A 22,519-nucleotide genomic window follows, 5' to 3' on the forward strand; every position below is an offset into this window, starting at 1 on the left:
GAAACGTAAGACACCGGTCAAATACGACAAGCGTAGATACAAGCGTCGCAACCGGATCGAGATCATGTTCGGTAGGCTTAAGGACTGGAGGCGTGTCGCGACCCGTTATGACCGATGCCCCAAGGTGTTTCTCTCTGCCATCGCGCTCGCGGCGCTCGTCATCTATTGGTTATGAATCCTGACCCTAAGCTTATTGCGAAGTTTTCAATAACAACGTTATAGCTCGTTCACCCCACAGCCCCCAACACCCGAGCCCAGCTCCGCATCCCCTTGTGGAAGCTCGTCAGCGAATACTTCTCGTTCGGTGAATGGATCTGGTCGTCGTCCAGGCCAAAGCCGATCAGCATGGCCGGCATGTCGAGGTAGTCGCTGAAATACCCCGCGATCGGGATCGAGCCGCCGCAGCCGGCGAAGACCGCCGGGTTGGGCCATTCGTCTGACAGCGCGCCGCGGGCGGCCTCGAAAAGCGGCGAGGTGGTGTCCATCGCCGCCGCCGGAGAGGCGCCATGCGCCTTGAACGCGACGCTGCAATCGGGCGGCAGCTGCGCCTCGACATAGGCGCGAAAGGCGGCGCGGATGGCCTGCGGGTCCTGGCTGCCCACCAGACGGAAGCTCACCTTGGCATGGGCCTGGCTCGGCAGCACGGTCTTGAAGCCGGCGCCGGTGTAGCCGCCCCAGATGCCGTTGACGTCACAGGTCGGGCGCGACCAGATCATCTCGAGCCCGGTGCGGGTGTTCTCGCCCGCCGGCTGCGACAGGCCCACGGCGCCGAGGAAGTCGCGCGCCATCTCGCCCGGATCGCCAAGCGCCGCCCATTGCTCGCGCAGCGCCGCCGGCAGCTCGGGCACGTCGTCGTAGAAGCCGGGCAGGGTGACCCGGCCGGTGTCGTCATGCAGCCCGGCCAGCACCTTGGTCAGCACCCGGATCGGGTTCATCGCGATGCCGCCGAACATGCCGGAATGCAGGTCGCGCGAGGGCCCGGTGATGGTGACCTCCTCGCCCATCAGCCCGCGCAGCATGGTGGTGATGCAGGGGGTTTCCGGGTCGAACATGCCGGTGTCGCAGATCAGCGCGATGTCGGATTTCAGCTCGGCGGCATTCTCCTGCATGAAGGGGATGAGCGAGGGCGAGCCGCTTTCCTCTTCGCCCTCGAAAAAGAAGGTGATGCGGCAGGGCAGCCGGCCATGCACCGCGATCCAGGCCCGGCAGGCCTCGACAAAGGTCATCAGCTGGCCCTTGTCGTCGCTGGTGCCCCGGCCACGGATCACTTTTCCTTGAGGCGTGTCCTCGATCTGCGGGTCGAACGGGTCCCGATCCCAGAGCTCGAGCGGATCGACCGGCTGCACGTCGTAATGGCCGTAGAACAGCAGATGCGGGCCGCCCTCGCCGATATGGCCCACCACCATGGGATGGCCCGGGGTGGGGCGCTTGCTGGCCTCGGCGCCCAGCGATTGCAGGTCGGCCACAAGCCAGTCTGCGGCCTGCTGGCACTGGGCCGCATAGGTCGGATCGGTGGAAATCGACGGGATTCGAAGAAGGTCTTTCAAGCGGTCAGATGCCGCATTGAGGTCATCATCGATTCGGGTCAGAACGGGCGAAATGTCCATCGGCAGGTTTCCTTTTTGCGTCAGACCCTAGCGAAGCGGAAATCCCTGTCCAGTGGGGTTTGACATGGATCAATGCTGCGGCCATGGGTCGCCGCTAGTAGAGGTTGCCAGACGGGATTTCCCGCTGTAAGTATTCAGGAACGTGAATTTGACCGCCTTTCGGGCGATCAGGTTCATACGCAGGGCCCGCGGCCCCACGCAAACGGAGGTGCCCCGGTGAGCCACAATCTGGATTATACCGCGAAACTCGACGCGGCGCTCGGCCGCCTGCACGACGAGGGCCGCTACCGGACCTTTATCGATATCGAACGCAAGCAGGGCCATTTCCCGCATGCCACCTGGCGCAAGCCCGACGGCAGCGAACAGCCGATCACTGTCTGGTGCGGCAACGACTATCTCGGTATGGGCCAGCACCCGGTGGTGCTCGCGGCGATGCACGAGGCGCTGGAGGCCACCGGCGCCGGCTCCGGCGGCACCCGCAACATTTCGGGCACCACGGTCTATCACAAGCGGCTCGAGGCCGAGCTGGCCGATCTGCACGGCAAGGAATCTGCGCTGCTCTTTACCAGCGCCTATATCGCCAATGACGCGACGTTAAGTACGCTGCCCAAGCTGTTTCCCGGTCTGATCATTTACTCGGACGCGCTGAACCATGCCTCGATGATCGAGGGCGTGCGGCGCAACGGCGGGGCCAAGCGCATCTTCCGCCACAACGACGTCGCCCATCTGCGCGAGCTGCTCGAGGCCGACGATCCGGCGGCGCCCAAGCTGATCGCCTTTGAATCGGTCTATTCGATGGACGGCGATTTCGGTCCGATCGAAGAGATCTGCGACCTGGCCGACGAATTCGGCGCGCTGACCTATATCGACGAGGTCCATGCGGTGGGCATGTACGGCCCGCGCGGCGCCGGCGTGGCCGAGCGCGACCGGCTGATGCACCGGCTCGACATCATCAACGGCACCCTGGCCAAGGCTTTTGGCGTGATGGGCGGCTATATCGCGGCCAGTCATAAAATGTGTGACGCCATAAGGTCTTATGCGCCGGGCTTCATCTTCACCACCTCGCTGCCGCCGGCGATTGCCGCCGGCGCCGCGGCCAGTGTGAAACATCTCAAGACCGACCAGGCGTTGCGCGAGCGGCACCAGACCCAGGCCAGCATCCTCAAGCTGCGGCTCAAGGGCATGGGCCTGCCGATCATCGATCACGGCAGCCATATCGTGCCGGTGATCGTCGGCGACCCGGTGCACACCAAGAAATTGTCGGACATGCTGCTCGAGACCTACGGCATCTATGTCCAGCCGATCAACTTCCCGACCGTGCCGCGTGGCACCGAACGGCTGCGGTTCACCCCGTCGCCGGTGCACGGTCCGCGCGAGATGGATGCCTTGGTGGGAGCAATGGACGATCTGTGGTCGCATTGTGCGCTGAATCGTGCCGACCTGAGTGCCTGAGCGGTTTTGACCCTGCCATTATGCGCGCTACATGCTAACCTCGTTACAAGCAAAGGGGCGACACGAATCGTCCTGAACCGTTGGGGAATGGTCAGGGCAACGAAAAACGGGGCAGATCGGCATGATAGGGCGCAAACTGAGGCGCGGCGAGGCGCCGGGCGAGGAAAACGTCGGCCCAAAGGGGTTTGACGACTTCGCATTGCGCCTTGGGGATGTCATGCGGGGCGAACGGGCCACCATGGGCAAATCCCTGCTCGACGTGCAGCGCGAATTGCGGATCAAGGCCTCCTATATCGCCGCGATCGAAAATTGCGATCCCGAAGCTTTTGATACTCCAGGATTCATCGCCGGATACGTGCGCTCCTATGCGCGCTATCTCAACATGGATCCGGATGTCACCTTTCAGAATTTCTGCATCGAAAGCGGCTTTACCACCGCGCATGGCATGTCGGCCGAAGCGTCCAGCCAGCAGCGCAAGCCGGGGCAGAAGCTGCCGCAGAAATCTCCGGCCGAACGGGATCTCTTCACCGATCCGAACATGCCTTTCGCCCCGCGCGGCGAAAGCTTCCTGGCCCAGATCGAACCCGGGGCCGTCGGCTCGATGCTGGTGCTGCTGACGCTGATCGCCGGGATCGGCTATGGCGGCTGGAGCGTGTTGCAGGAAATCCAGCGGGTGCAGCTCACCCCGGTGGATCAGACGCCGATCGCACTGGCCGAGCTCGACCCGCTGGAGGGCGCCGGCCGGATCGCGCCGGAAGAGGACAGCCTCGATCCCGACGAGACCCGCGCCGCCGGCGTGTTCAACCCGCCCTCGGGCGAACCGATGGACCGGCTCTATCGCCCGCAGGCGCTGGATGTGCCGGTGATGATCGCCCGCGACGCGCCGATTTCCACGCTCGATCCGTCACGCGTCGGCAGTTTTGCCAGGGCCTCGCGGGAACGCACCCCCTCGATTGTCACCGCGAGCGCCGCCGCCTCGGGCGATGTGCCGCTGGACAGGGTGATGGTTCAGGTCGCCGAACAGGTGGCCGCCACCGCCTTGCCGCAGGTGCTGGAGCCTCCGAAACCCGGTGTGCAGCTGGTTGCCGTCCGCCCGGCCTGGGTGCGGGTGCGCGCCGCCGATGGCAGCGTGCTCTACGAGGCGGTGATGAACGCCGGCGATACCTTCGACGTGCCGCAGGGCGAAGAGCCGGCGACGCTGCGGGTCGGGGCCTCGGGCGCGGTCTATTTCGCCGTCAACGGCCAGACCTACGGCCCCGCCGGGCCGCGCGGCGCCGTGACCTCGAATGTGGCGCTGGCCGCAGCGAGCCTGACCGAGCGCTATCAGCCCGCCGATCCGGCCAGCGATGGCGACCTCGAGCGGATGGTGGCCGAGCTGAACCTGCGTGTCGCCACGCCGACGCCGGAGACCACGGCCGGCGAATAACCTCTGACGCATTGCATTGCCGGCCAGTCTGACTAGGTTGCGGGCAACATGCGTACAGCTTCGGGATACTTTCCATGAGCCTCAATCACGTCCGTCCGTGGCGCAATATCTATCGCCGCAAGAGCCGTCAGATCATGGTCGGCAATGTCGCCGTGGGCGGCGATGCGCCGATCTCTGTGCAGACGATGACCAATACCATCACCACCGACGTCAAGGCCACGCTCGACCAGATCATTCGCGCCGCCGAGGCCGGGGCCGATATCGTCCGGGTCTCGGTACCCGACGAGGCGTCGGCCAAGGCGATGAAGGAAATCTGCCGCGAGAGCCCGGTGCCGATCGTCGCCGACATACACTTCCACTACAAGCGCGGCATCGAAGCCGCCGAGGCCGGCGCGGCCTGTCTGCGGATAAACCCCGGCAATATCGGCTCCGAGGACCGGGTCAAGGAAGTGATCCGCGCGGCCCGCGATCACGATTGCTCGATCCGCATCGGCGTCAACGCCGGCTCGCTGGAAAAGCACCTGCTCGAGAAATACGGTGAACCGACCCCCGACGCCATGGTCGAATCCGGCCTCGATCATATCAAGGTCTTGCAGGACAACGATTTCCACGCGTTCAAGATCTCCTGCAAGGCATCGGATGTCTTCATGGCCGCCGCCGCCTATCAGGCGCTGGCCGAGGCCACCGATGCGCCGATCCACCTCGGCATCACCGAGGCCGGCGGGCTGACCTCGGGCACCATCAAGAGCGCTATCGGTCTCGGCAACCTGCTCTGGATGGGCATCGGCGACACCATCCGCGTCAGCCTCTCGGCCGATCCGGTCGAAGAGGTCAAGGTCGGCTTCGAGATCCTCAAGTCGCTCGGCCTGCGTCACCGCGGCGTGAACATCATTTCCTGCCCCTCCTGCGCCCGTCAGGGCTTCGACGTGATCAAGACGGTCGAAGTGCTGGAGCAGCGGCTGGAACACATCAAGACGCCGATGAGCCTGTCGATCATCGGCTGCGTGGTCAATGGCCCGGGCGAGGCGCTGATGACCGACGTGGGCTTTACCGGCGGCGGTGCCGGCAATGGCATGGTCTATCTCGCCGGCAAGGCCAGCCACAAGATGTCGAACGACCAGATGGTCGAACATATCGTCGAGGAAGTCGAAAAGAAGGCCGCCGAAATCGCGGCCCGCGAAGCCCAGGCGGCGGAATGACCCCGGGGCGCGGATGACAACGCCTGTCTTTCCTCTTGCACGAAATACCTCGGGGGAGGCCAAAGGCCGGGGGCAGAGCCCCCAGAAAAAACCCCGGGACCCGATCCCGCTCCCGCCCCGGACCTGATCCCGCCCCCGCCCCGGACCTGATCCGGGGCCTCCCGTTCCGCCCGGTGTCCCGGGCGCGGCCTCAGCCCTCGGCGCGTTCTTGCGCCACCACCTGGCGCATCGCGTCGAGCGGCAGGTAGCCGCGCAGCAGGCTGTCTTCCAGCACGAAGGTCGGCGTGCCGTTGATCTGAAGCCGCTGCGCCAGGGCGCGGGTCTCGGCGATCCGCTGCGCGACCCTGTCGCTCTCCATCTCCGCCAGAACCGCCTCGGCATCCAGCCCCAGCGTCTCGGCCAGCCGGCGCAGCGCGGTCTCGTTGACCGTGCCGCCAAGCTTGATCAGCGCGTCATGCGCGCTCTCATAAGCCGCGTCCCCGGCCACCTCGAGCACCGCAATGGCGAATTTCGAGCTCTCGAGGCTGTCCGGGCCGAGAATCGGGAACTCCTTGACAATAAAGCGGATATTGCCGTCGCTTTCGATCAGTTCCTTGACCTCTTCATGTGCCTTGCGGCAATAGCCGCAGCGATAGTCGATGAATTCCACCAGCGTGACATCGCCCTCGGGGTTGCCGCCGACATGGCTGAATCCGTCGTCGAAGATGTCACCGCGATTGGCGGCGATCAGGTCGAGATCGCGGTCGCCCTGCGCCGCCTGCTGCCGCCGCTCGAGCTCGTTGACTGCCTCGACGATGACCTGCGGGTTCTCCATCAGATAGGCCCGGACCGCCGCGCCAAAGGCATCATGCTCGGCATCGGTCATTTCGGTCAGATCGGTGGCCAGCGCGGGCCCGGCACAGGCCAGGGTGGCGGCAAGGGCGGTGGCGGTCAGAAAACGGGTCATTGGCTATCCTGTATGAGCGCGCGCATCAGCGCAGGGTCTTGGTGGCAGAAAGCACATCCTCGGCGCGCCGCCAAGGGCCGGAGCCCCGCGGAAGCAGCCCCTCGGCGCGGGTGGCGTGCAGCCTGGCGTCCTTCATCCGGCCTTGCAGCGCATAGCGCTCGGCTGTGACCAGCGAGGCCATGCCGTTCTGGCCGGTCTTGGCATAGGCAACCGCCAGGTCGCGCAGGATGCGCGGATCGCGAAAATCGCGGCTGCGGGCGCGCTCCAGCACCTCGAGTGCGGATTTCGCATCCCCCGCCGCCATCTGCGCGCGGCCCAGGCCGCCCAGGATCAGCGCCTCGTTCGGGGCCATGGCGGCGGCCTGGCGATAGACCTGCACCGCCGGGCCGAACTGCCGGCCTTCCAGCAGGATCTGCCCCTTGAGTTCGAGGTAGAGCGCGTCCCGGGGCCGCAGCGCCAGCGCCTGGTCGATGGCCGCAAGGGATTTGCGCAGGTCCGAGCTCCGGTGATAGGCCACCGCCTCGCGCATCAGGGCAATGTCCTTGCTGACGCTGGCGCCCGCCCGCCGCAGGGTCCAGCCCGGCGCGCGCAGAAAGGCAGAGAGCTTGCCCTGGGCCCGGGCGAACCAATAGGCGGCGCCGGGATCGTCGCGGGCCGCCCCGGCGTTGCCGGCGACAAAGCCCTGTGCGGCGCGCATCCGGTCGCGGGTCAGCGGGTGCGAGCGCATGTAGGGATCCTGCCGGCCGGCGCTCAGGGCCTCCTGGCCGCGAAACAGCTCATGCACCTCGAGCGCGGCGCGCGGGTCGATGCCGGCGCGGACCAGGCTGCGCAGGGCGGTGGCATCGGCCGAGCTTTCCTCGGCGCGGGTATGGGCCAGGAACTGGCGCAGCGCCGCGCTCTGACTGCCGGCGGCGATGCCGGTGGCCACCGAGGGCGCGCCCGAGGCTGCTGCGGCGGCGGCCAGCACCATGCCGAGCCCTGCGGCGGTGCGCGCGGCGCGGGCATTGCCGGCGCGGCGGGCGAGGTGGCCGTTCGAGATATGCGCGGCCTCATGGGCGATGACATATTGCAGCGCCTCGACGCTGCCCAGCTTCATGATCAGTCCGGAGTTCAGAAAAATATGCTGGTTGTCGGCGACAAAGGCATTCAGTGCCGGATCGTCGATCACCAGAATCCGCAAGTTCGCCGGCACGCCGGCCGCCCGCAGCACCGGCGCGGCGATCTGCGCCAGCGCATATTCCACGTCGGCATCCCGGATCAGCCCGGCCGCCTTGGCAGGCACGGCCACGAGCGCCCAGAGCGCGAGCGTGGCCGCAAAGTGTCTCAGTATCCGCATTGACCTCCCCGTCTCGATCCCGGAAAACCGCCTCTGGGCAGAGCTTGGGAGAATAACATGCGAGACTCAAGGCGGGGGGACGTCGATCCGTTTATTGTGATGGATGTGATGGAGGCTGCGCGCCAGGCCGAGGCCGCCGGCCGCCACATCATCCACATGGAGGTCGGCCAGCCCGGAACCCCAGCACCACAAGGCGCGCGCGCCGCCGTGGGCGCGGCAATGCAGAGCGATCCGATGGGCTATACCGTGGCGCTCGGCCTGCCGGCGCTGCGCGAACGGATTGCGCGGCTTTATGCCGATTGGTACGGCGTGACGCTCGATCCGGCGCGGGTGATCGTCACTCCGGGCTCCTCCGGCGCCTTCCTGCTGGCCTTCACTGCGCTCTTCGACGCCGGCGACCGGGTGGCAATCGGCGCGCCGGGCTATCCGAGCTATCGCCAGATCCTCAAGGGGCTGTCGCTGGAACCCATCGATCTCGAAACCCGCCCCGAAAACCGGCTGCAACCGGCCCCCGGGGATTTCGCCGATCTCGATATCCAGGGCCTGCTGGTCGCCTCGCCGGCCAATCCGACCGGGACCATGCTGGACCGGCCGGCGATGGCGGCGCTGATCGCGGCGGCGCAGGCCAAGGGCGCGGCCTTCATCTCGGACGAGATTTACCATGGCATCGAATATGAGGCCAAGGCGGTCACCGCGCTGGAGATCACCGACGACTGCTATGTGATCAACTCCTTTTCAAAGTATTTCAGCATGACCGGCTGGCGCGTCGGCTGGATGGTGGTGCCCGAGGGACATGTGCGCAAGATCGAGCGGCTGGCGCAGAACATGTTCATCTGCGCGCCACATGTGGCCCAGGTGGCGGCGCTGGCGGCGATGGACTGCGACGACGAATTGCAGGCCAATCTCGCGGTCTATGCCGAGAACCGGCGGTTGATGCTCGACGGGCTGCCCAAGGCTGGGTTCGACCGGATCGCGCCGCCGGATGGCGCGTTCTACGTCTATGCCGAGGTCAGCCACATCACTGATGACAGCCTGAGCTTCTGCCGCGAGATCCTCGACGAGGCCGGGGTGGCGGTGACGCCGGGGCTCGATTTCGATCCGGTGCGCGGCGGCGGCACCCTGCGGTTTTCCTATGCCCGCTCGACCGCGGATATCCGCGAGGGGCTGGAACGGCTGGCGCGGTTCATGGCGCGGCGCGGGCTGGCTGCGGGCTGAGCCGGGTGGGGGCGCTGCCCCCGTCGCCTTTGGCGACTCCCCCGAGGGTATTTTCGGCAAGAGGAAAGAGAGGCGGGGCGTGGTGCGGCTGCCGGGGCGCGCGATAGAGGGATGCAGGGGGCGGCGCGCCGTGGTAGATTGTGGCTCGAACGCGGGCGCGAGACCCGTGCAGCAAGGGTCATCGGCATGAGCAGACATCTCCTTTCCGCCTGCGCCTTCGCGCTGGCACTTTTCACCGCGCAAGCCCCGGCGCAGGAATTCGGCGCCCTGGCGCGGATCGATGCCGAGGACAGCGGCATCGCCCGCGGCGGCGATCTGACGCTTGAATTCGCACTCAGCCAGGGCGTGCCCTGGCGCGCCTATACGCTGACCGAGCCGGACCGGCTGATCCTCGACTTTCAGGAGGTGGACTGGACCGGGCTGGTCGCAGAGGCCTTTGCGTCCAAACATCTCGCCTCGGTGCGTTTCGGGGCCTTGCAGCCCGGCTGGTCGCGCTTCGTCGCCGAACTGGCGGCGCCACTGGCGGTCAGGACCGCCGCGCTCGAGGTCGATGATACCACCGCCGCCGCGACCCTGCGGGTGACGCTCGACCGGACCGACCGGGCCGATTTCGACGCCGCCGTCGGTGCCGTTCCAAGCGCGCGATGGGTGCTGCCGGAACCCGCGCTGCGCGCCGAGACGACCGGCGTGCCGGATGTGCTGACCGTGGTGCTCGATCCGGGCCATGGCGGTATCGATCCCGGCGCGCTGCGCGGCGGCTATCGCGAGTCGGATCTGGTGCTGCAACTGGCCCGCGACGTGAAGGAGGCGCTGTTGCGCGCGGGCGGCATCAACGTGGTGATGACCCGCGAAGAGGATCACTTCGTCTCGCTCGAGGCCCGCGTCGCCATCGCCCGCCGCGCCGGGGCGCATCTCTTCATCTCGCTGCATGCCGATGCGCTCGAAGAGGGCGTGGCACATGGGGCCTCGGTCTACATGCTGTCGGACACCGCGACCGACGAAGCCACCGCCGCGCTGGCCGAACGCCATGACCGCAGCGATCTCCTGGCCGGGGTCGACCTGACCGGGTCGGACGATGAAGTGGCGGAAATCCTGATGGATCTGGCGCGGCAGGACAATGGCCCGCGCTCGCATATGCTGGCCAAGGCGATGGTGCGCGCGATCGACGACTCGGTGGGCGAGATCCACAAGCGCCCCTTGCGCGAGGCCGGGTTCTCAGTGCTCAAGGCGGCCGATATTCCCAGCGTGCTGGTCGAGGTCGGCTTTCTCTCGACCGACCGTGACCTGGAGAACCTGCAAGACCCGGAATGGCGGGCGAAAATGGCGCGCGGCATCCGCGACGGCATCCTGGCCTGGTCGCTGGCTGACGCCACGATTGCCCCGCTCCGGCGCAAGTGACGCGACGCCATTGGCTGATTTCCGCAAGAGCGGATCATAACGGGGTTTGTGTTTTGACCGTCCGGGGCATCACGCCTATATAAGCCATCTAAACCAGCAGGAGCGCGTGGTGCTGAGGTTCATCCTTTCTTTCTTTGGTGGCATTTTCACCGTGGTCACCATGGGGGCCGCGGCCATCGCACTGTCGATCGGCGCGGTCTTCTGGGTCTATGGCCGCGATCTGCCCAGCCACGAATCGCTGGCCCAGTACAAGCCGCCGACAATCAGCCGGATCTATTCCGGTGAAGGCCGGATGATCGATGAATTCGCCCAGGAACGCCGGCTTTTCACCCCCGCCGAAGAGATCCCCGACCTGATCAAACAGGCCTTCATCTCGGCCGAGGACAAGAATTTCTACGACCACGCCGGCTATGACGCGCGCGGCATCATCGCCGCCGGTGTCGAGGCGGTGCAATCGCGCGGCCAGAACGTGCGCGGCGCCTCGACCATCACCCAGCAGGTGATGAAGAACTTCCTGCTCTCCGGCGACCGCCGGATCGAGCGCAAGATCAAAGAGATCATCCTTGCCACCCGGCTCGAGGAAACGCTCGACAAGGAGCGCATTCTCGAATTGTACATGAACGAGATCTTCCTCGGCCAGAACTCCTATGGCGTCACCGCCGCCGCCCAGACCTATTTCAACAAGACCCTGGGCCAGCTCGCCCCGCATGAGGCCGCCTTCCTCGCCTCGCTGCCCAAGGCGCCGTCGGATTTCCACCCGGTGCGCCGCAAGGAGCGGCTGCTGGAGCGGCGCAACTTCGTGCTCAAGGAGATGATGGAGAACGGCTATATCACCGAAGCCGTCTATCGCGACGAGGTTGCCCAGCCGCTGCGCTCGGTGCAGAACGGCGATTTCGAGAGCTTCAAGACCGCGCTGCCGCCGCGCGACTATTTCACCGACGAGATCCGCCGCCAGCTCTCCGAGGATTTCGGCGAGGGCGAGTTCTTTTCCGGCGGTCTGACCGTGCGCGCCACCATCGACCCCGAGATGCAGGTGATTGCCGCTCACGCGCTGCAAAGGCAGCTCGAGCAATATGATCGCGGGTTGGGCACCTGGCGCGGCACCGGCAAGAGCATCGATGCCGCCGAGATCGACAATTGGCGCGAGGCGCTGGCCGATGTGCGTGTCGCCCGCGACGTCACGCTCGAGAGCCCCTGGTATCCGGCGGTGGTGCTGGCGGTCGAGGATCAGCAATTGCGCCTCGGCATCGAGGGTGTGGCCGAGGACGAGAACGCGCCGCATGTGGTGCCGCGTCAGGACATCGAGTGGCTTCGCGGCAACTTCTTCGACAATTTCGAGGTCGGCGACGTGGTGCATGTGCGCAGGATGACCGAAGGCGACAATGGCGCGGGCGCCTTTATCCGCTGGACCTTGCGGCAGGTGCCGGAAGTGCAGGGCGGCTTCATGGCGATGGACGTCAACACCGGCCGGGTTCTGGCAATGCAGGGCGGCTTTTCCTATCAGAATTCGGTGTTCAACCGCGCCACCCAGGCCCAGCGTCAGCCCGGTTCGTCCTTCAAGCCCTTTGTCTATGCCTCGGCGCTCGACAGCGGCTATACGCCGGCCACCATCATCGTCGACGCGCCGATCGAGATCGACACGCCGCAGGGCGTCTGGCGGCCCAAGAACGCCTCGAACCAGTTCTACGGCCCGACGCCGCTGCGCACCGGCATCGAACGCTCGCGCAACCTGATGACCGTGCGCCTGGCGCAAGAGGTCGGGATGGATGTGGTCGGCAGCTATGCCGAGCGCTTCGGCGTTTATGACCGGCTCAGCCCGGTGCTGGCCAATGCGCTGGGCTCGCAGGAATCGACCCTGTTCAAGATGGTCGCGGCCTATGCGATGTTTGCCAATGGCGGCGAGCGGGTGGAGCCGACACTGGTCGACCGGGTGCAGGATCGCTACGGCAAGACCGTCTATCGCCATGACGCCCGCGATTGCGTCGATTGCGACGACCCCTCGATCGCCGGCAGCCGCGGCCCGCGCATCGTGTCGAACCGCGAGCGGGTGATGGACCCGGTGACCGCCTATCAGCTGACGTCGATGATGCAGGGCGTGGTCGAACGCGGCACCGCCTCGAATTACGTCAACCTGCCGGTGCCCACGGCGGGCAAGACCGGCACCACCAACGACGCCAAGGATGTCTGGTTCGTGGGCTTCACCTCGAACGTGGTGGCCGGCTGCTACATCGGCTACGATCAGCCGCGCAGCCTTGGCCGGGGCGCCTCGGGCGGCGGGTTCTGCGGCCCGGTGTTCCAGCGGTTCATGAGCGAGGCGGTCGAGAAATACGGCGGCGGCAAGTTCCGCGTGCCCGAGGCCTGCCAGTTCATCAATATCGACCGCTTCACCGGGGCACGGCTGGGCGATGGGGCCTCGGGCGCCAATGTGGTCACCGAATGTTTCCGCGAAGGCGAAGAGCCGATCTTTGGCATCACCTTCGACGGCGGTTTTGCCATGGGCTCGAACTTCGAGCAGATCGCCCCGGGCAACAGCAGCAAGCAGGTCACCACCTCGACCGGCAAGAAGGCGGTTGTCGGCCCGAAGGCGAGCTTTGGCACGCTGTCCTCGGGCGGGCTGTATTAAGCGTGGCGGGTCGGCCCTTCGGGGCCGGAACCGCGCAGCGGGTGGCTTGTCCATGTCCCGGGGGCTTGATATCACGCAGGTCTGAAACGCCAGAAGCCGGGAAGAGACATGCGCGCGGAAATCCAGAACAAGGTTGCTGAAATCGAAAAGTCGCTGACGCTTCTCGCGCAGCGGATGGACTATGAGACCGCGCCGCACCGGCTGGAAGAATTCAACGCCATGACCGAGGATCCCGATCTCTGGAACGATCCCGAGAAGGCGCAGAAACTGATGCGCGACCGCCAGATCCTGATGGACAAGGTGGCCACTTACGAAAGCATGAAGCAGGAGCTTTCCGACAATCTCGAACTGATCGAACTGGGCGAGATGGAAGACGATTCCGAGGTGGTCAGCGATGCCGAGAGCGCAATCGTCGCGCTCCGGGACAAGGCGGCGCAGAAAGAGCTCGAGGCGCTGCTCGATGGCGAGGCCGACAGCAACGACACCTTTCTCGAGATCAACGCTGGCGCCGGTGGCACCGAGAGCTGCGACTGGGCCGCGATGCTGGCGCGGATGTATGTGCGCTGGGCCGAGGCGCATGGCTACAAGGTCGAGCTGCAATCCGAGAGCGCGGGCGACGAGGCGGGGATCAAATCCGCCGCCTACAAGATCTCCGGCCACAATGCCTATGGCTGGCTGAAATCGGAATCCGGTGTGCACCGTCTGGTGCGGATCTCGCCCTACGATTCCGCGGCCAAGCGGCACACCTCGTTCAGCTCGGTCTGGGTCTATCCGGTGGTCGACGACAATATCGAGATCGAGGTCAACCCGGCCGACATTCGCATCGATACCTACCGGTCCTCGGGGGCCGGCGGCCAGCACGTCAACACCACCGACTCGGCGGTGCGGATCACCCACAACCCGACCGGCATCGTGGTGACCTCGTCCGAGAAATCGCAGCACCAAAACCGCGACATCGCCATGAAGGCGTTGAAATCGCGCCTGTATCAGCTTGAGCTCGACCGCCGCAACGCCGACATCAACGCCGCGCATGAGGCCAAGGGCGATGCCGGCTGGGGCAACCAGATCCGGTCTTACGTGTTGCAGCCCTACCAGATGGTCAAGGACCTGCGGACCGGGCACGAGACCTCGGACACCAAGGGCGTGCTGGATGGCGATCTCGACGGGTTCATGGCCGCCACCCTGGCGATGGACGTCTCGGGCAAGAGCCGCGCCCAGGCCCAGGGCGAGGATTGACGCCGCAGCTTCCTCTTGCCGGAAATACCCTCGGGGGAGGCCGCAGGCCGGGGGCAGAGCCCCCATCCGCCGCCTGTCCCGGGAGCGCCGCGGGGCGTCTTAAGGCGTTCTGGGGCGCCCAGGCGCGCGGCGGACGGCGCTGAAAATCCCCATCGGAGATCTGCGCCGAGCAGACCGGCGAGGGCCACTCATGCGCTCCTCGCGTCAGTTGCGGCCGTGGCCGGCGAAACGCCCCGCTTCCTCGGCGGCCTTGCGGATCGCCTTGGACTTGTTGACCGTCTCCATGAACTCGGCCTCGGGGTCGCTGTCATAGACGACGCCGCCACCGGCCTGGATATAGAGCTTCTCGTCCTTCACCACCGCCGTGCGCAGCGCGATGCACATGTCCATGTCGCCACCGGCGCTGAAATAGCCGACGCCGCCGGCGTAGACACCGCGTTTCTCCGGCTCCAGCTCGTCGATGATCTCCATCGCCCGCACCTTGGGTGCGCCGGACACCGTGCCGGCGGGCATCCCGGCCAGAAGCGCCGACAGCGCGTCGTGATCCTCGGAGAGCTCGCCCACCACGTTGGACACGATGTGCATGACGTGGGAATAGCGCTCGACGATGAATTCCTCGGTGGGGCGGACGGTGCCGATCTTGGACACCCGGCCGGTATCGTTGCGGCCGAGATCGAGCAGCATCAGATGTTCCGCCAGCTCCTTCTTGTCGGCCAGCAGATCGGCCTCGTAGGCGTTGTCCTCTTCCGGCGTCGCGCCGCGCGGGCGGGTGCCGGCGATCGGGCGGATGGTGACTTCGCGGCCAAAGACCCGCACCAGGATCTCGGGGCTGGCGCCGATCACCTGGAAACCGCCGAAGTTGAAATAAAACATGAAAGGCGAGGGGTTGGTGCGCCGGAGCGAGCGATAGAGCGCGAAGGGCGGCAGCGGAAACTCCTGGGTCCAGCGCTGCGAGGGTACCACCTGAAAGATGTCGCCGGCGCGGATGTAATCCTTGGCCTTGTCCACCGCCGCCAGATAATCGGATTTGGAAAAGTTCGACACCGGCGCGCCGATCTCGGCGGCCTCGCCGAGATCGCGGCTTTCCGAGGGCAGGGCGCGTTCCAGATCGCGCACCGCATCCATCACCCGTTCCGCCGCCTGGGCATAGGCCGCCCTGGCCGATTGCCCTTCGCGCACCCAGGCCGGCGCCACCACGGTGACCTCGCCCTTCACGCCATCCAGCACCGCAATCACCGAGGGCCGGATCATCACCGCATCAGGCAGGCCCAGCGGGTCGGGATTGACGTCGGGCAGATGTTCGACCAGCCGGATCATGTCATAGCCGAGATATCCGAAAAGCCCGGCGGCGGCCTGCGGCAGATCGGCGGGCAGGTCGATGTGGCTTTCCTCGATCAGCGCACGCAGCGAGGCCAGCGGATCGGCTTCGACCGGCTCAAAAGCGTCGCGGTCAAACCGGGCCTCGCGGTTGATGCGGGCCTGTTTGTCATGGCACTGCCAGATCACGTCGGGCTTCATGCCGATGATCGAATAGCGGCCGCGCACCTCGCCGCCGGTCACCGATTCCAGCATGAAGGCATCGCGGGCCGCGCCGGTCAGCTTGAGCATCAGCGAGACCGGCGTATCGAGATCGGCGGCCAGCCGGGTATAGACAACCTGGTTCTTGCCCGCCGCATGGCCTTGGGCAAAACCGTCGAAGTCGGGCGTCAGGGCCATCGGCAGCGTCCTTACTGGAAATTGGCGTGAACGGCGTTCAGCGCCTGCTGGTCGATCGAGATGCCGACGCGGGACTGGATGTCGCGGGCCAGCGCTTCGAACATGTCAGCGGCCAGGCTCGCGCCGACCTGTTGCTCGAGCGCCGAGAGGATCACCTGGTTTTCCTCGCTCTCGAAATCCGGCGGCGTGATCTCGTCGAGCCTGAAGATGATCGCCCGGCCTTGATGCGGCAGGGTCAGCGTGCCGGGGGCGTCGAGTGCAAAGAGCGCTTCGAGTGCGTTGCCCGGCAGATTGGGAAGCTGGCCAGAGCGGGTCTGCCCGGTGACCGTGGTGGGCGCAAGGCCCAGGCCCGCGAAGGTCTTGCCCTCCGCCAGCTCGCCGGCCAGAGCCTCGGCCTGCGCCAGCAGCCGGGTTTCGGTCTCGGCGCGGGTCCAGTCGGCGGCCACCTGGTCGCGCACCTCATCCAGCGGTTGCGGGCTCGGCGGGTTCACGGCGTTGAGGCGCAGGGCAAAGATGCCGCCATCGCCCAGTTCGGCCACCTCGGGGAAATCCTCGGCGCTGACCGTGCCCGCCAGGTCGCGGAAATTGTCGTACCCGGCGATCTCGCTGTCGCTCTGCGGCGTCCAGTCGATCTGGCCCAGCACCATCTCGGTTTCCTGCGCCAGCTCTTCCAGCGTCGCGCCGCCGGCCAAGAGGTCGTCGATATCGGTGATCAGGCTGTCGATCACCCGCCGCGCGCGGTCCTGCACCAGCTGTTCGCGCAGGATCGGCTGCGCCTCCTCGAACGAGGTCTCCTGCGCCGGCAGCACGCCGTTGACGCGGTAGATCGCCGGGCCGAGATCCGAGGCGAAGGGGCCGACAACCGTGTCCACTTCGGCGGCAAAGACCGCATCGGCCGCGTCGCCCAGATCGCCACGGGTGACATCGCCCATGTCGACGTCGGGCAGGGCAAGGCCGCGATCGGTCACTTCGGCCTCGAAGCTGCTGCCGCCGCTTTCGATCCGTGCGATGGCGGCCTCGGCGGCCGCGGTGTCGGGCAGGACCAGCCGCTCGACCAGCCGGCGCTCGACCTGGTTGAAACGGTCGGATTGCTCGTCATAGGCCTTGCGCAGGGTCGCCTCGTCGATCTCGACGGTGTCGATCAGCATGTCGGGGGTGAGCCAAGCATAGGTGATGTCGCGGGTTTCGGGCAGGGTGTAGCGGGCAATGTTGTCCTGATGAAACTGCGCCAGCTCTTCCTCGGAGGGCGCCGGCACCGGCGCATCCAGGGCGCTGTCGTCGAGCGCGGCCCAGGTAAAGCTGCGGGTTTCGCCGACAAAGCCGAGCAGTGTCTCTATATAGGTGTCGGGCATCGGGTTGCCCGAGACAATGGCGGCCTGAAGCAGAGAGCGGGCGGTTTCCTCGCGCAGATCCTGCTCGAATTCGGACTCGTTGAGGCCGGCGTTCTGAAGCGCGAAGCGATAGGTGTCGCGGTCAAAGCTGCCGCCGGCGCCCTGAAAGGCGGAAATGCCCATCAACTCGCGCGCGACCGTCTCGTCGCCGACCGAAACACCAAGGCTCCGGGCTTCGTTGGTGATGGCGGTCGACGTGATCAGCTGGCTCAGCACGCGCTGGGGAATTTGCAGCGCCTGAGCCTGGGCAAAGGTCAGCCCCTGGCCGGTTTCGGCCTGAACGCTGCGGATTTCCTGCTGCAAGGCGCGGGCATAGTCATCCACGCTGATCGGCGTGTCGCCGACGGCGCCGACGCTGCGCACGGTGCCGGTCAGATTGGTCGCGCCAAACCCGGCCAGGCCCACGAAAAGCAGACCCATGAGAATCCAGACCAATGTCTTGGAGATGCTGTTGCCTTTGGCCATGACTGCCCCTGCTGTGTTCGCCTTTATTGCGAGACGTGTCTACGCGCAGGCCGGGGCAGGGGCAAGGGGGCGGCGGGCTGTTCGGTCGCCCTGCGGCGCCGGCCGGCCGCAGGGGCCGCGGGCGGGGCTGTCAGTCCTTGCCGCGATAGGGTTCGACGTATTGCAACGCCATGTCCCAGGGGAAGAAAATCCAGGTATCCTGGCTGACCTCGGTGATGAAGCTGTTGACCTGCGGCCGGCCCATCGGCTTGGCATAGACGGTGGCGATATGGGCGTTCGGCATATGGGTGCGCACCGCCTCGATGGTCTTGCCGGTGTCGACCAGATCGTCGATCACCAGAACCCCGGTGCCATCGCCGACCACATCCATGTCGGGCGACTTGATCACCTTGGGTTCGGTCTGTTCCTGGTGGTTGTAGCTCTTGACCGAGATCGTATCGACCATGCGGATATCAAGCTCGCGCGCGACGATCATCGCCGGTGCCATGCCGCCCCGCGTGATCGCCACCACGGCGCGCCAGGCGCCATCGTCGGGCCCGTGCCCGTCCAGCCGCCAGGCCAGCGCCCGTGCGTCCCGGTGCAACTGATCCCAGCTGACGTGAAAACCCTTTTCATGCGGCAGACGATCGTTCATCTCCGGCCCTCCGTTTTTCTCGCGTCTAGCCCAAAGCCCTGACAAAAGAAAGCTGGCCGTGTCATTTTGTTGCGTCAGCCGGGACGGCCCGGGCTAGCGCCCGAAGATCAGCCGCAGGCTCAGCATCCCGAGCACCAGGGCCGCGATCCGGTCGAACAGATGTTTCAGCCGGAGATAACCGTCCCGCGCCCGCCGGGTGGAGAGCACGAGCGCAAAACCGGTATAGGCGACCCATTCCACCAGCAGGTGGTTGCCCACGATGAGCGCCTTGTCGGTCAGGCTCAGCTCGGGCGGAAAGATCACCAACAGCACCGCCGAGGCAAAAAGCACCGACTTGGGATTGCCGAGATTGACCAGAAAGCCGGTGCGAAACGCCTGCCGCCCCGGAACGACGGCGGCCTGTGTCAGAGGCTGGCGCGCATCGCGCCACATGCCCCAGGCGATGTACAGCAGATAGAGCGCCCCGGCGATCTTGATCGCCAGATAGGCCCAGGGCACCACCACGAAGACCGCCTCGAGCCCGAGCAGCGCCAGTGCCGTCCAGCCCGCCGCCATCGCGCCCAGCCCCAGCCCGGTGGCAATCCCCGCCCGTGGCCCGGCCACCAACGAGGTGCGCAATGCCAGAAGTAGCGCCGGCCCGGGCGAGGCCAGCGCCGCAAGCAGAGTCAGGTTGAAAGCCAGGAGATGGTCCCAGCCCATGGCTCAGCCCTTGGTGATGTCGGGGGCGTCGACCGCCTTCATGCCGACCACGTGATAGCCGGCATCCACATGCAGGTTCTCGCCGGTCACGCCGGAGCCCAGATCGGACAGCAGGTAGAGCGCCGAGCGGCCGACGTCTTCGGTGGTGACATTCCGGCGCAGCGGCGAATTGTATTCGTTCCACTTCATGATGTAGCGGAAATCACCGATGCCCGAGGCCGCCAGCGTCTTGATCGGGCCGGCCGAGATCGAATTGACCCGGATGCCATCCTTGCCCAGATCTTCGGCCAGGTAGCGCACCGAAGCCTCGAGCGCGGCCTTGGCGACCCCCATGACATTGTAATGCGGCATTACCCGCTCGGCGCCGTAATAGGTGAGGGTCACGGCCGAGCTGCCGGGTTTCATCATCTTTTCGGCGCGCTGCATCACGGCGGTGAAACTATAGACCGAAATGTCCATCGACAGGGTGAAATTGGCGCGGCTGGTTTCCACGTAGCGGCCGCGCAGCTCGTTCTTGTCGGAAAAGCCGATGGCGTGGACAATGAAATCCAGTTCGCCCCAGCGCTCCTTGAGCGCGTCGAACAGCCCGTCGATTGACGCCTCGTTGCCGACATCGCAGGGCAGGACGATATCGCTGCCCAATTGCGCCGCCAGCGGGCCGACCCGTTTCAACAGCGCCTCACCCTGGTAGGAAAACGCGAGTTCCGCGCCGGCGTCGGCCAGCGCCTTGGCAATGCCCCAGGCAATCGACTTGTCGTTCGCCAGCCCCATGATAAGGCCGCGTTTGCCGGCCATCAGCGTATTTGACATCTCGCATTCTCCGCTCAAGTGTCTCGAATGTCACGCTTATGGCAAAGAAAGCTAACCATCAAGAGCACGTGCTCTCGAATGCGCCGGCGACGGCATGCAATTAATCCGTTAGACTATCGTGAAAAGGAGCCGCTTATGTCGGAACGCACCGGGATTTTTGCCGGGGAGAGCCCGTTTGAAATTGCCCGCCAATGGTTGGCGGAGGCCGAGCAAACGGAAGCCAACGATCCCAACGCCATCGCGCTTGCCACGGTGGACGCACAAGGCATGCCCAATGCCCGGATGGTGCTGCTCAAGGATATCGAGGAAGGCAGTTTTGTTTTCTACACCAATTACGGGAGCGCCAAGAGCCAGGAAATCGAGGCCACCGGCACCGCCGCCTTCGTGATGCACTGGAAGAGTCTGCGCCGCCAGATCCGCGTGCGCGGCCATGTCACCCGCGAAGACGGGCCGCAGGCGGATGCCTATTACAAGTCGCGCTCGCTCAAGAGCCGGCTGGGGGCCTGGGCCTCGGATCAGTCCAAACCGTTGAAATCGCGCACCGCGCTGATGGCCGAGGTGGCCAAGATCACCGCGCAGAAGGGCAGCGACCCCGAGCGGCCGCCGTTCTGGGGGGGCTGGCGGATCACCCCGGTGGAAATCGAGTTTTGGGCGGACGGGGCGTTCCGCTTGCACGACCGTTTCGTCTGGCGGCGTCAATCAGAAGGAGAAAGATGGCAAATTTCACGTCTGAACCCCTGAATTTTGCGTATCGTGAAATGCATTTTCCCGAAAAATCAGGGGTATGGGCTTGCATTTGACGTAGGCTTGGTTGCAAGTGTTAATCGGGATGAGAAAGAACAGAGAGCGTTTTGGAACAAGTAGAACAACAGCCCCGACGGGTTGAAGGCCGGGTAAAATGGTTCGACCCTCTCAAGGGCTTCGGATTTGTGGTTGCCGATGTCGGAGGACCGGACATCCTCCTGCATTCGAACGTGCTGCGCAACTATGGCCAAAGCTCAGTGGCCGATGGTGCGCATGTCGTTGTCGACATTCAGGAAACCCCGCGCGGCATTCAGGCCGTGGCCGTGGTCGAGATACAGCCGCCGGAAGATGACGGAACGCCGCCGCTGGCCGATTTCGAAGTGGTCGATCCCGCGGTGATCGCCGCCGCCGAGCTCGAGCCGGCGCGGGTGAAATGGTTTGACAAGGCAAAAGGCTTTGGCTTTGCCAATGTCTTTGGTAGACCCGAGGATGTGTTCCTGCATGTCGAGGTTCTGCGCCGTTCCGGCCTCTCTGACGTGCAATCTGGTGAAGCTCTGGGTCTGCGCGCCATCGAGGGCAAGCGCGGCCGGATGGCAGTTGAGGTATGTCCATGGGAAAGCGCATTGAAATCCGGTTGATCGCGGCGATCCTCGCCTTTTTCACGCTGACCCAGGCGGCCTTTGCCGCCTGCCAGCCGGGCAAGATCGAACTGGCCACCGAGAAGGGCCGGGTGAGCTTTGATGTCGCCGTGGCCGATGATTTCCAGGAGCGCGGCCGCGGGCTGATGTTCGTCAAGGAAATGGCCGACAACCAGGGCATGCTGTTCATCTACGGTGTGACCCGCCCGGTGAGCTTCTGGATGAAGAACACCTACATCCCCCTCGACATGATCTTTATCGACAAGCGTGGCGTGGTGAAGAAGGTCCACGCCAACGCAGTGCCGCATGACACCACCAGCATCTCCAGCGACGTTCCGATTCGCAGCGTGCTCGAAATCAACGGCGGCCTGGCCGAGAAGCTGGGGATCGTGCCCGGCACGTTGGTGCGCCACGCCGAATTGCCGCAAAAAGGCGCCGCCTGGCCCTGTTGAGCGGGCAGCGGGCGCTTTCGGTCTGTTCCGGCGCCTTTGCGCTTTTCATTGTCGCGCGGGCGGATTATGAAGCCCTCGGTTTCGGGGCGTAGCGCAGCCTGGTAGCGCGACGGTTTTGGGTACCGTAGGTCGCAAGTTCGAATCTTGCCGTCCCGACCATCCTCTCATCACACACCAGATATTGTGGTCAGCTTTGCGGCGGACCCCGATCTCTGCCGTGTTTCGGGCGGCGTCCATGTGGCTTTTGCGCACGCGCGCGGGCGCGGAAAATATTTCTGCACATGCGAATAACTTTGCCTCCGAAGCGGCCCGCAGCCGGGGGATAAAATTGCCCTTCGGCACCCGAGCGCCCCGGTAAACATGCCGGAAAACACGAAAAAAAAGTTAACAGAGCCTGTGGGCAATCTTGTGCGTATTTCGGGGCTGAATCGAGGACATGTCGCTGGGCTCATCCGTCAAGGCATTTTTGCCCGCATTAAGTGAAATTTCGATGTTGACGGTCTATGCGCGAATACGTCAGATTGTGGGGGTC

At 65.3% G+C, this 22,519-nt stretch carries 19 protein-coding genes and 1 tRNA gene; 12 read left to right on the forward strand and 8 right to left on the reverse strand.

The annotated features are described in order from the left end of the window. Positions 1–175: transposase (locus PVW49_RS14485; protein ID WP_274590916.1), on the forward strand; the 175-nt coding region annotated here is incomplete at its 5' end. A gap of 52 nt (positions 176–227) precedes the next feature. Here PVW49_RS14485 and PVW49_RS14490 read toward each other — a convergent pair. Continuing rightward, positions 228–1,607, reverse strand: a complete 1,380-nt coding sequence (locus tag PVW49_RS14490) for a M20/M25/M40 family metallo-hydrolase (protein ID WP_274590879.1) — start codon at positions 1,605–1,607, stop codon at positions 228–230. 228 nt (positions 1,608–1,835) lie between these two features. Between PVW49_RS14490 and hemA the strand changes: the two genes are divergently transcribed. The 3 genes from hemA (at position 1,836) to ispG (ending at position 5,684) form a co-directional block, all read left to right on the forward strand. Then, positions 1,836–3,059, forward strand: coding sequence for a 5-aminolevulinate synthase (gene hemA, locus PVW49_RS14495; protein ID WP_048533755.1), 1,224 nt, complete (start codon positions 1,836–1,838; stop codon positions 3,057–3,059). Positions 3,060–3,180: 121 nt separating this feature from the next. Next, positions 3,181–4,485 carry a helix-turn-helix domain-containing protein gene (locus PVW49_RS14500; RefSeq protein ID WP_274590880.1) on the forward strand — a complete coding sequence of 435 codons (1,305 nt, stop codon included), beginning with the start codon at positions 3,181–3,183 and terminating at the stop codon, positions 4,483–4,485. Positions 4,486–4,559: 74 nt separating this feature from the next. Beyond that, positions 4,560–5,684 carry a flavodoxin-dependent (E)-4-hydroxy-3-methylbut-2-enyl-diphosphate synthase gene (ispG, locus tag PVW49_RS14505; protein ID WP_074835476.1) on the forward strand — a complete coding sequence of 375 codons (1,125 nt, stop codon included), beginning with the start codon at positions 4,560–4,562 and terminating at the stop codon, positions 5,682–5,684. Positions 5,685–5,874: 190 nt separating this feature from the next. On the opposite strand, the gene PVW49_RS14510 is transcribed toward ispG, so the two are convergent. Next, complete coding sequence (locus PVW49_RS14510; protein ID WP_274590881.1) at positions 5,875–6,630, reverse strand: DsbA family protein; 756 nt, start codon at positions 6,628–6,630, stop codon at positions 5,875–5,877. A gap of 25 nt (positions 6,631–6,655) precedes the next feature. After that, a complete protein-coding gene (locus tag PVW49_RS14515) occupies positions 6,656–7,966 on the reverse strand; it encodes a M48 family metalloprotease (protein WP_082154448.1) in 1,311 nt (436 codons plus the stop codon). A gap of 57 nt (positions 7,967–8,023) precedes the next feature. Here PVW49_RS14515 and PVW49_RS14520 point away from each other — a divergent pair, with 57 nt between their 5' ends. The 4 genes from PVW49_RS14520 to prfB all read left to right on the forward strand — a co-directional run bounded on the left by PVW49_RS14520 (position 8,024) and on the right by prfB (position 14,438). Then, on the forward strand, positions 8,024–9,181 hold the full coding sequence (locus PVW49_RS14520; RefSeq protein WP_274590882.1) for a pyridoxal phosphate-dependent aminotransferase: 1,158 nt from the start codon (positions 8,024–8,026) through the stop codon (positions 9,179–9,181). Positions 9,182–9,367: 186 nt separating this feature from the next. Next, the gene (locus tag PVW49_RS14525; RefSeq protein WP_274590883.1) at positions 9,368–10,579 is read left to right on the forward strand and encodes an N-acetylmuramoyl-L-alanine amidase; all 1,212 of its coding nucleotides are present in this window, start codon (positions 9,368–9,370) and stop codon (positions 10,577–10,579) included. A gap of 109 nt (positions 10,580–10,688) precedes the next feature. Beyond that, a complete protein-coding gene (locus PVW49_RS14530) occupies positions 10,689–13,202 on the forward strand; it encodes a penicillin-binding protein 1A (RefSeq protein WP_274590884.1) in 2,514 nt (837 codons plus the stop codon). Between the two features lie 108 nt (positions 13,203–13,310). Then, a complete protein-coding gene (gene prfB / locus PVW49_RS14535; protein ID WP_274590885.1) occupies positions 13,311–14,438 on the forward strand; it encodes a peptide chain release factor 2 in 1,128 nt (375 codons plus the stop codon). A 204-nt stretch (positions 14,439–14,642) separates the two neighbouring features. On the opposite strand, the gene trpE is transcribed toward prfB, so the two are convergent. From trpE to fabI, 5 genes are all read right to left on the reverse strand, one after another. Then, positions 14,643–16,154, reverse strand: coding sequence for an anthranilate synthase component I (gene trpE, locus PVW49_RS14540; protein WP_048531407.1), 1,512 nt, complete (start codon positions 16,152–16,154; stop codon positions 14,643–14,645). Positions 16,155–16,165: 11 nt separating this feature from the next. Then, positions 16,166–18,010: a peptidylprolyl isomerase gene (locus tag PVW49_RS14545; RefSeq protein ID WP_274590886.1), complete on the reverse strand. Its 1,845-nt coding sequence runs from the start codon at positions 18,008–18,010 to the stop codon at positions 16,166–16,168. A 130-nt stretch (positions 18,011–18,140) separates the two neighbouring features. Continuing rightward, positions 18,141–18,644, reverse strand: coding sequence for a xanthine phosphoribosyltransferase (gene gpt / locus PVW49_RS14550; protein WP_048531412.1), 504 nt, complete (start codon positions 18,642–18,644; stop codon positions 18,141–18,143). Positions 18,645–18,737: 93 nt separating this feature from the next. Then, positions 18,738–19,343, reverse strand: coding sequence for a LysE family translocator (locus tag PVW49_RS14555; RefSeq protein ID WP_274590887.1), 606 nt, complete (start codon positions 19,341–19,343; stop codon positions 18,738–18,740). 3 nt (positions 19,344–19,346) lie between these two features. After that, positions 19,347–20,153 (reverse strand): enoyl-ACP reductase FabI, encoded by an 807-nt coding sequence (gene fabI, locus PVW49_RS14560; protein ID WP_048531415.1) that lies wholly within the window; start codon positions 20,151–20,153, stop codon positions 19,347–19,349. A gap of 135 nt (positions 20,154–20,288) precedes the next feature. Here fabI and pdxH point away from each other — a divergent pair, with 135 nt between their 5' ends. The 4 genes from pdxH (at position 20,289) to PVW49_RS14580 (ending at position 22,146) form a co-directional block, all read left to right on the forward strand. After that, on the forward strand, positions 20,289–20,894 hold the full coding sequence (gene pdxH, locus PVW49_RS14565; protein WP_274590917.1) for a pyridoxamine 5'-phosphate oxidase: 606 nt from the start codon (positions 20,289–20,291) through the stop codon (positions 20,892–20,894). A gap of 110 nt (positions 20,895–21,004) precedes the next feature. Continuing rightward, complete coding sequence (locus PVW49_RS14570) at positions 21,005–21,535, forward strand: cold-shock protein (RefSeq protein ID WP_048533757.1); 531 nt, start codon at positions 21,005–21,007, stop codon at positions 21,533–21,535. Next, complete coding sequence (locus tag PVW49_RS14575) at positions 21,508–21,987, forward strand: DUF192 domain-containing protein (protein WP_274590888.1); 480 nt, start codon at positions 21,508–21,510, stop codon at positions 21,985–21,987. The genes PVW49_RS14570 and PVW49_RS14575 overlap by 28 nt, the downstream gene beginning before the upstream one ends. A gap of 82 nt (positions 21,988–22,069) precedes the next feature. Then, positions 22,070–22,146, forward strand: a tRNA-Pro gene (locus tag PVW49_RS14580). The last annotated feature ends 373 nt before the right edge of the window (positions 22,147–22,519 follow it).

Origin of the sequence: Marinovum sp. PR37 (assembly GCF_028807375.1) — a bacterium.
Taxonomy (GTDB): Bacteria; Pseudomonadota; Alphaproteobacteria; order Rhodobacterales; family Rhodobacteraceae; genus Marinovum; species Marinovum algicola.

Coding starts and splice junctions, on each gene's coding strand:
- PVW49_RS14490 (WP_274590879.1), bottom strand. CDS start 1,607: ATGGACATTTCGCCCGTTCTGACCCGAATCGATGATGACCTCAATGCG.
- PVW49_RS14500 (WP_274590880.1), top strand. CDS start 3,181: ATGATAGGGCGCAAACTGAGGCGCGGCGAGGCGCCGGGCGAGGAAAAC.
- ispG (WP_074835476.1), top strand. CDS start 4,560: ATGAGCCTCAATCACGTCCGTCCGTGGCGCAATATCTATCGCCGCAAG.
- PVW49_RS14510 (WP_274590881.1), bottom strand. CDS start 6,630: ATGACCCGTTTTCTGACCGCCACCGCCCTTGCCGCCACCCTGGCCTGT.
- PVW49_RS14515 (WP_082154448.1), bottom strand. CDS start 7,966: ATGCGGATACTGAGACACTTTGCGGCCACGCTCGCGCTCTGGGCGCTC.
- PVW49_RS14520 (WP_274590882.1), top strand. CDS start 8,024: ATGCGAGACTCAAGGCGGGGGGACGTCGATCCGTTTATTGTGATGGAT.
- PVW49_RS14525 (WP_274590883.1), top strand. CDS start 9,368: ATGAGCAGACATCTCCTTTCCGCCTGCGCCTTCGCGCTGGCACTTTTC.
- prfB (WP_274590885.1), top strand. CDS start 13,311: ATGCGCGCGGAAATCCAGAACAAGGTTGCTGAAATCGAAAAGTCGCTG.
- trpE (WP_048531407.1), bottom strand. CDS start 16,154: ATGGCCCTGACGCCCGACTTCGACGGTTTTGCCCAAGGCCATGCGGCG.
- PVW49_RS14545 (WP_274590886.1), bottom strand. CDS start 18,010: ATGGCCAAAGGCAACAGCATCTCCAAGACATTGGTCTGGATTCTCATG.
- gpt (WP_048531412.1), bottom strand. CDS start 18,644: ATGAACGATCGTCTGCCGCATGAAAAGGGTTTTCACGTCAGCTGGGAT.
- PVW49_RS14555 (WP_274590887.1), bottom strand. CDS start 19,343: ATGGGCTGGGACCATCTCCTGGCTTTCAACCTGACTCTGCTTGCGGCG.
- fabI (WP_048531415.1), bottom strand. CDS start 20,153: ATGTCAAATACGCTGATGGCCGGCAAACGCGGCCTTATCATGGGGCTG.
- pdxH (WP_274590917.1), top strand. CDS start 20,289: ATGTCGGAACGCACCGGGATTTTTGCCGGGGAGAGCCCGTTTGAAATT.
- PVW49_RS14575 (WP_274590888.1), top strand. CDS start 21,508: ATGGGAAAGCGCATTGAAATCCGGTTGATCGCGGCGATCCTCGCCTTT.